Annotated in this window: 6 protein-coding genes and 1 pseudogene; 4 read left to right on the top strand and 3 right to left on the bottom strand. The window is 75.1% G+C overall.

Annotation, left to right across the window (positions count from 1 at the left end; genetic code table 11):
- The first annotated feature begins 236 nt into the window (after nt 1-236).
- On the top strand, nt 237-1,268 hold the full coding sequence (locus tag AOK18_RS12990; protein ID WP_055694444.1) for a PRC and DUF2382 domain-containing protein: 1,032 nt from the start codon (nt 237-239) through the stop codon (nt 1,266-1,268).
- A 34-nt stretch (nt 1,269-1,302) separates the two neighbouring features.
- On the opposite strand, the gene AOK18_RS12985 is transcribed toward AOK18_RS12990, so the two are convergent.
- Nucleotides 1,303-2,361 carry an LLM class flavin-dependent oxidoreductase gene (locus AOK18_RS12985; protein ID WP_055694443.1) on the bottom strand — a complete coding sequence of 353 codons (1,059 nt, stop codon included), beginning with the start codon at nt 2,359-2,361 and terminating at the stop codon, nt 1,303-1,305.
- A gap of 97 nt (nt 2,362-2,458) precedes the next feature.
- Between AOK18_RS12985 and AOK18_RS12980 the strand changes: the two are divergent.
- Nucleotides 2,459-2,915 (top strand): annotated as a pseudogene (locus tag AOK18_RS12980) (phosphatase domain-containing protein).
- Nucleotides 2,916-3,010: 95 nt separating this feature from the next.
- Here AOK18_RS12980 and AOK18_RS12975 read toward each other — a convergent pair.
- Complete coding sequence (locus tag AOK18_RS12975) at nt 3,011-3,226, bottom strand: dodecin (protein WP_055571473.1); 216 nt, start codon at nt 3,224-3,226, stop codon at nt 3,011-3,013.
- A gap of 127 nt (nt 3,227-3,353) precedes the next feature.
- Nucleotides 3,354-4,790: an MFS transporter gene (locus tag AOK18_RS12970; protein WP_079104990.1), complete on the bottom strand. Its 1,437-nt coding sequence runs from the start codon at nt 4,788-4,790 to the stop codon at nt 3,354-3,356.
- A gap of 55 nt (nt 4,791-4,845) precedes the next feature.
- Here AOK18_RS12970 and AOK18_RS12965 point away from each other — a divergent pair, with 55 nt between their 5' ends.
- Both AOK18_RS12965 and AOK18_RS12960 read left to right on the top strand, forming a co-directional pair.
- The gene (locus AOK18_RS12965) at nt 4,846-5,571 is read left to right on the top strand and encodes a TetR/AcrR family transcriptional regulator (protein ID WP_055694441.1); all 726 of its coding nucleotides are present in this window, start codon (nt 4,846-4,848) and stop codon (nt 5,569-5,571) included.
- A 46-nt stretch (nt 5,572-5,617) separates the two neighbouring features.
- On the top strand, nt 5,618-6,979 hold a 1,362-nt coding region (locus tag AOK18_RS12960), incomplete at its 3' end, for a flavin-containing monooxygenase (RefSeq protein WP_157865084.1).

The raw sequence follows: 6,979 nt of genomic DNA, 5'->3' as shown, positions 1-6,979 counted from the left end.
GCGCGGCGGGCCGGAGCGGGAGCACCCGGCCGGTCACGGGCCGGTCCCCGGGCGGGCCGGCGGACCGGACGCGGGGCCGGGCCACACGGCCGTGGCCCGGCCGAGGGCCCCCGAATACGGCCTCCGGAAGTGAGCACTGTCGAAAATTAAGCGCTCTTTGTACCTTATGTGAAGTTTTTACCGCGCCGGGAAGGACATCCGGACGGGAGTGACACCTGAAAGGAGGGTGAGGCCAGATGATCACCCGCGATGAGGTCAGGATCCTCCTGGATCACCCCGTCTACGACGGCGAGGGCAACAAGATCGGTGAGGCCAAGCACGTCTTCTTCGACGACATGAGCGGCCGTCCCGAGTGGGTGAGCGTCAAGACGGGCATGTTCGGCACCAGCGAGTCGTTCATCCCCATCCGCGACGCCGAACTGGTGGAGGACCACCTCGAAGTCCCTTACCCCAAGGAGAAGATCAAGGGGGCGCCCGACGTCGACGTCGACTCGCACGGCCACCTCTCGGAGGCGGAGGAACACCGGCTGTACGACTACTACGGCATCGACTGGGCCGGCGTGCTGCGCGACGACCCCAAGACCTCGGGCGAGGGCCGGACCGGCAAGCACCCCGGCATGGGCAAGGCCGGAACGGCGGGCGCGGCGGGCCGGAGCGGGACGGCGGCCGCCGCCGGTACGGCCCGCACTCCGGGCAAGGACCGGACGGCGACCAGGACGACCGCCACCACGGGGACGGCGTCGGCCGCCGCGGCGGGGACGCCGACGGCCTCCGGCAGGACCGGCGCCGAGGGTGTCACCGGGACCGCGGGCGGGACCGGCGCGCGGGCAGCACAGGGCGCCGAGTCCATGACGCGCATGGAGGAGGAGATGCACGTCCGCGTCGAGCGGCGCGAGACCGGACGGGCCCGGCTCCACAAGTACGTCGTGACGGAGGACGTCGAACAGACCGTGCCCGTGCGCCACGAGGAGGTGCGCCTGGTGCGCGAGCCGATCGCGGAGGCCGACCGCGAGGCCGCGCTGTCCGGCGCGGAGATGGGCGAGGCCGACTACGAGATCACGCTGCACGAGGAGCGGCCCGTCGTGGAGACCAGGGCGGTCCCCGTCGAACGGGTGCGGCTGACCATGGAGGAGCGCACCGAGAACGAGACCGTACGGGGCCGCGTCCGCAAGGAACGCATCGAGAGCGAGGGGATCCCGGACGCCACCGCGCGGCGGGACGACACCGCCGGACGGGGCCGCGACGCCCCGCGCCGGGGCCGCACATGAGCGGAGGGCGCCGCGTACGCGCCGGTGGGTCCGCTCACCGGCGCGCCGCGCCGCCGCCCTCCGGACGCGCGGGATCCGCCGCGCCCGCGGGACCGGCGAGTCCGGTCAGGGCGGCGAGCCGCCGGTAGGAGTCCAGCAGGGCCGCACGGTCGTGGGTGCTGGTGGTGACGAGGACCTCCTGGGCCCCCGTCTCCTTCAGCACGGCCTCCAGCTCGCCGGCCACCTGTTCCCCGGTGCCGGCGACGTGGCCGTCGAGCCCGGACTCGTACAGGTCGCGTTCCCTGGCCGTCATGGCGGACGACTCGACGCGCTCGGCGGGCGGCAGTGGCGGGAAGGTGCCGCGGGTTCGGGAATGCGCCATCGACCAGGCCTCCGGGATCAGCAGCCGGCGGGCCTCCCCGGGCGTGCCCGCCACGGCGACCGTCCCGGAGATCACCACGTACGGCTCGCTCGCCCAGGCGGACGGACGGAAGTGCCGTCGGTAGCGGTCGATGCCGCGCCGCATCCGGTCGCGGCCGCGGAGGTCGCCGATGACCAGGGGCAGGCCCGCGCGGGCGGCGATCGTCGCCCCCTCGCCCATGGCCAGCACGAACGGCGGCACGGTCAGGCCCTCGGCCGGACGGGCGTGCACCCCGGTGGGGGAGGTGCCGCGGAACCAGCCGAGCAGCTCGTCGATCTGGGCGCCGAAGTCCTCGGCGTCGTCCTTGCCGCGTCCCAGCGCCTTGCGCACCCCGCCGGTGAAGCCGACGGAACGGCCCAGGCCCATGTCGACGCGCCCGGGGAAGAGCGACTCCAGCACCCCGAACTGCTCGGCCACGACGAGCGGCTGATGATTGGGCAGCATCACCCCGCCGGTGCCGACGCGGATCGTCCGGGTCGCCGCGGCGACGGCGGCGGCCAGCACGGTCGGCGCGGAGCCCGCGACCCCGGGCACGCCGTGGTGCTCCGAGACCCAGAAGCGGTGGTAGCCGAGCGCCTCCACCTCCCGCGCCAGGCACACGGTGTCGCGCAGCGCCTCGGAACCGCTGTGCCCCTCACGGACACGGGAGCGGTCGAGGACGGAGAAACGGGTCCGGGAGAGCAGCGAGGTCACCTCCGGTTCAACGTCCGGGCCGCCGTGGCATTCCCTCCGCGGGCATCGCCCGGGGGCGCGGCGAGCGGGCGCGTGCCGCCTGCCCGGGCCGGACGGCGTGACCGACCGTGACAAGCGCCCGCTCGCCGTGTTCGACCTGGACGACACCCTCGCCGGCACCGCGCACCGGCAGCGGTACCCGGGGCGCGGGCCGCGCGACCGGGACGCCTTCTTCGCGGAGGGCGTCGCCCCGGTGCACGAGAGCGCGCGGGATCGTCTACCTCACCGGACGTCCCGAGCGCTGCCGGCGCGCCACCCTGGACCGGCTGGCCGCCCAGGGGCTGCCCGAGGGGCCGTTGCACCTGCGGGGCGACGCCGACCGGCGGCCCGCCCGGTACACCAAGCCCGCGATCCCGCGCCGCCTCGCCCGCACCCGGGAGATCCGGGTGCTCGTGGACGACGGCGAACCGGTCTGCGCGGACGCCCGGCGGGCGGGGTTCACCGTGGTGCACGCCCGCTGGACGGCCCCGTCGAGGGAGCTGAAGGCGGCACAGCAGCGGGAGGGGCGGGCCTGACGTCCGCCCCTCCCGCTCCCCTCCGGGTGCGCACGGCTCCCGTGCCGTGCACGCGCCCGGCCGCTCGCGGCCGCCTCCGGGGACGGGCGGGTGGCTCAGGCCGGCTCGTCCAGGCGGAAGCCGACCTTCAGTCCCACCTGCCAGTGCGCGATGCGGCCCTCCTCGATCTGGCCGCGCACCTGGGTCACCTCGAACCAGTCCAGATGGCGCAGGGTCTGCGAGGCGCGCTCGACGCCGTTGCGGACGGCCTGTTCCAGGTTGTCGGGTGACGTGCCGACGATCTCGGTGACCCGGTAGGTGTGGTTGGACATGCGGGTGCTCCTCTCGACGGCGGCTTCCGCCGGTCCGGGGGCCGCCTCCTGTGTCGCACGTCACTCCACCGTGCCCCAAGTGGCGGCCGGGCGCGAGATGTCGGGGCTCCGCGCCCGGGCCGGCGGTTCAGGGGGCGCCGGGTTCCGGGGTCCGTGCGGCCCGTGCGTCGAGGCGGTAGCGGAGCTGCACCGCGAGGGAACCCGCCATCAGGAGGGCGGGCAGGACCGTGAAGCCCAGGAGGATCGCGGTGTGCGCACCGGGGGTCTGGGTGACCTCCTCGCCGGCCCGCGCGGCGGCGTACCCGCCGAGGGCCAGGACCGCCGAGTACAGGTACGGGCCGACCGCCGCGCCCACGGCCTCCGTCGCCGTCCACACCCCCGTGTAGGCGCCGGTCCGTTCGATCTCGCTCCGGCCCGCCTCCCGGACGGTGTCGGGAACCATCGAGAACGGGAAGAGCTGGAGGCCCGCGAAGCACACCCCGAGGACGAGGGTGGCCAGCAGGGGCACCGCGGGGCCCGCCGCGTCCCCCGCGGCCAGGCCGAGGGCGCCGGCGACGAAGGCGCCCTGGGCGAGCAGCAGGCAGCGCTGCTTGCCCCAGCGCCGCGAGAGGCGGAACCACAGGGGGGTGGTGAGCAGGGCGGGCGCCACGAACGCCGCCATCAGGACGGTCGTGAAGCCGGGGCGGTGCAGTTCGTGACGCGTGTAGTAGGGCAGCCCGGCGAGGACGAGGTGGGTGGTGCTGGAGGTGAGGAGGTAGCCGAGGGTGAGGACGCGGAACGGCACGTTGCGGCGCAGTACGTCCCGCACCTCCGCCAGGGCCGCCCCGGGCCCGCGCCGCCCGGCGGGGGCCGCGGGCCGGGCGCTCCGCGGTGTCCCGGGGGGCAGGAGATCGCGCACACCGCCCACGCCGACGGCCTGGAAGACGACGGTGAACACGCCGAGGACGAGGGCCATCACCACGTAGCGGGCGACCGAGTCGCCCTCACCCGCCAGCAGGGGCGCCAGGGCCCCGCCGGCCAGGATGCCGGCCGTGAGGACCATCATGCGGAAGGACAGCACCCGGGTCCTGCCGTGGTAGCCGACCGTCATGTCGGTGGGCGTCGCGAGGTAGGGCACCTGGTAGGAGGCGAAGAGGACGTTGGCGACGACGAACCAGCCGGCGACCCAGGCGGCCGCGGCCCAGGGCCGGTCGGCCACGGGGGCGGGCACCGCGAAGAGCGCGACGAAGGCCGGGGCGAGGGCGCAGCCCGCCGTCAGCAGCCGCAGCCTGTTCCCGCGGCGGACCCGCTCCCGGTCGGAGAGGGAACCGACGAAGGGGTGGAGGACGACGTCCACGACCTTCGGCACGAGCAGGACGAGGCCCGCCAGCCAGGGGGTCACCCCGAGGGTGTCGGTGAGGAAGTACAGGAGCAGCAGGCCGGGGACGGTCACGTAGACGCCCATGCCGGCCGAGCCGAGCGCGTACCGCACGAGCGCGGAGCGGGGCGGGTTCCCGCCCTCCCCGTCGGGCGCCCGGTCCTGCCGGCCGGGAGGGAGGGGCCCGGGTCGAGCGGAGACGTCCATTTATCCCTCACCTGTTTGATTGCGAAGTCAGCGGATCCTAGCCAGACTGAGCCGGATGAGGAAGAGCTCGCACACCCAGGGCCAGGAACCCCTCCGGCGCGGACCGGGCAGACCCCGGCGCGGGGCGCGGGAGGGGCCGCCGACCCGCGAGCTGATCCTGCGGGAGGCGACGGCCCTGTTCGCGGCGCGCGGGCCGGAGGGCACCTCGCTGCGCGACATCGCGGCGCGGGTGGGCATCGACGTGTCGAGCCTGCACCACCACTTCCCCTCGAAGGACGCCCTCTACGACGCGTGCTTCGAGAGGGTGCACGAGGCGGAGCGGGCGGCGCTGGCCCCGCTGGTGGCGGAACTCGCCCGCACCGCGCCGCACGGCGGGGCGCCGTTCGCCGCGGCGCTGCGCGCGCTGGCCGAGGCCTTCGTGGACTTCCTGGAGGAGCACCCGCACACGACCTTCCTGTGGCTGCGCAGATGGCTCGACCCCGCCCGCGGCACCGGTCTGGACGAGGCGTACGCGCTGCCGCTGTACGGCGAGGTCGAGCGGGTCCTCCTGGAGGCGGCCCACGCGGGAACGGTGCGGGAGGCGACCCCGCACGTCACGGTGCGCAGCCTGGTGTGGGCGGCGCACGGGCACGTCACCGCCCTCGCGGCCGCCTCCCCCGCCGAGCGGGAGCGCGAACGCTACGAGTTCCGCGTCTGGGTGCGCCGTTTCCTGGAGGCCCTCTACGGCGCCCGGCCGGACGCCGGGCCGGCGGGGGCTGGTGCCTCCGCCGGGACGGAGTAATAATCCAGCAACCGTTGGATTAATTCCGGAAGAGGGTGCGGGCGCGATGGACGCAGGGCGAGGTACGGCGCTGCCGGGGCGGGTGGCGGTCGTCGGGGGCGGGATCGCGGGCATCGCGGCGGTCAAGGCGCTCCTCGAAGCGGGCGTGGAGGTGTACGGCATCGAGCGGGCCGGGGAACTGGGCGGGCTGTGGCGGCTCGCCGAGGACACCGCCGCGTACGAGGGGCTGCGGCTCAACACCTCCAGGCCGCGCACCGAGTTCAGCGACCACCCGATGCCGGCGCACTGGCCCGACTACCCCTCACGCGCCCAACTCCTGTCCTACGTACAGGGGTACGCGGAGCGCTTCGGTGCCGACCGGCACTACCGCACGCACACCGAACTCGTCGCCGCGCGGCGCACGCCGGAGGGCTGGCTGCTCCGCCTGGCCGGACCCGACGGCGTCCGCGAGGAGACCGCGGCCCACCTCGTGGTCGCGAACGGGCACAACCACACCCCGCGCCTGCCCGAACCGCCGTACCCCGGCCGGTTCGAGGGGACGGCCTCGCACGCGCACACCTACCGGGAACCCACCGCCTTCGCGGGCCGCCGGGTCCTCGTCGTGGGCACCGGCAACTCCGCCATGGACATCGCGACCGAGCTGGCGGAGCACGCGAGCGGGGTGCTGCTGTCCGCCCGGCGCGGGGTGTGGGTGCTGCCGAAGCGGCTGCTGGGCCGGCCCACGGACCAGTGGAACGGAGCCCTCGCCGCCGTGCTCCCGTGGCGGCTGCGCCAGCAGGTCTCCCAGGCGATGCTGCGGCTCACCGGCAGCGGAGGGAACGGGGCGGCGCTGCCCGCCTCCCGCGAGGGGGTGCTGCAGGACCATCCGACGCTGAGCGACACGGTCCCGGCCCTGGTCGCCGCCGGAAGGATCGGCGTGCGTGCGGGGATCGAACGCCTCGAGGGACTCCGGGTGCGCTTCACGGACGGACACGAGGACGAGGTGGACCACATCTTGTGGTGCACCGGATACCGCGCGACCGTCCCCTTCCTCGACCCGGCACTGGTCCCCGACCCCGCCCGGCTGCCGCTGTACCGGCACGTGTTCCCGCTCGACGAGCCCGCGCTCTCGTTCGTCGGGCTGATGCAGTCGACGGGCTCGGCGCTCCCGGTCGTGGAGGCGCAGGGCAGGCTGCTGGCCGCGCACCTCTCCGGACGCCTGCCCAGGCCGTCGCGCGACCGGATGCTCGCGGCGGTCACCACCGAACTGGCCGCGGCCCGGGAGCGGTGGGGCGGGAAACGCCCGCACATGCGCCTCGACGTGGACCACTACCTCCGCCAGGTGGGACGGGACCTCGCGGCCCGTCACGATCACCCGCCGTCCCGCGAGGGGCGGTGCCGTGTCGCGCCGGGCCGCGAGGTCCCGTCC

Source organism: Streptomyces prasinopilosus (assembly GCF_001419695.1).
Taxonomy (GTDB): Bacteria; Actinomycetota; Actinomycetes; order Streptomycetales; family Streptomycetaceae; genus Streptomyces; species Streptomyces prasinopilosus.
Note: the sequence above shows the minus strand (reverse complement) of the source record. Positions and strands in the feature narration are given on the sequence as shown.

Excerpts from the sequence above, each read along its gene's own strand:
- AOK18_RS12970 (WP_079104990.1), bottom strand. The coding sequence starts at position 4,790 with ATGGACGTCTCCGCTCGACCCGGGCCCCTCCCTCCCGGCCGGCAGGAC.
- AOK18_RS12990 (WP_055694444.1), top strand. The coding sequence starts at position 237 with ATGATCACCCGCGATGAGGTCAGGATCCTCCTGGATCACCCCGTCTAC.
- AOK18_RS12975 (WP_055571473.1), bottom strand. The coding sequence starts at position 3,226 with ATGTCCAACCACACCTACCGGGTCACCGAGATCGTCGGCACGTCACCC.
- AOK18_RS12965 (WP_055694441.1), top strand. The coding sequence starts at position 4,846 with ATGAGGAAGAGCTCGCACACCCAGGGCCAGGAACCCCTCCGGCGCGGA.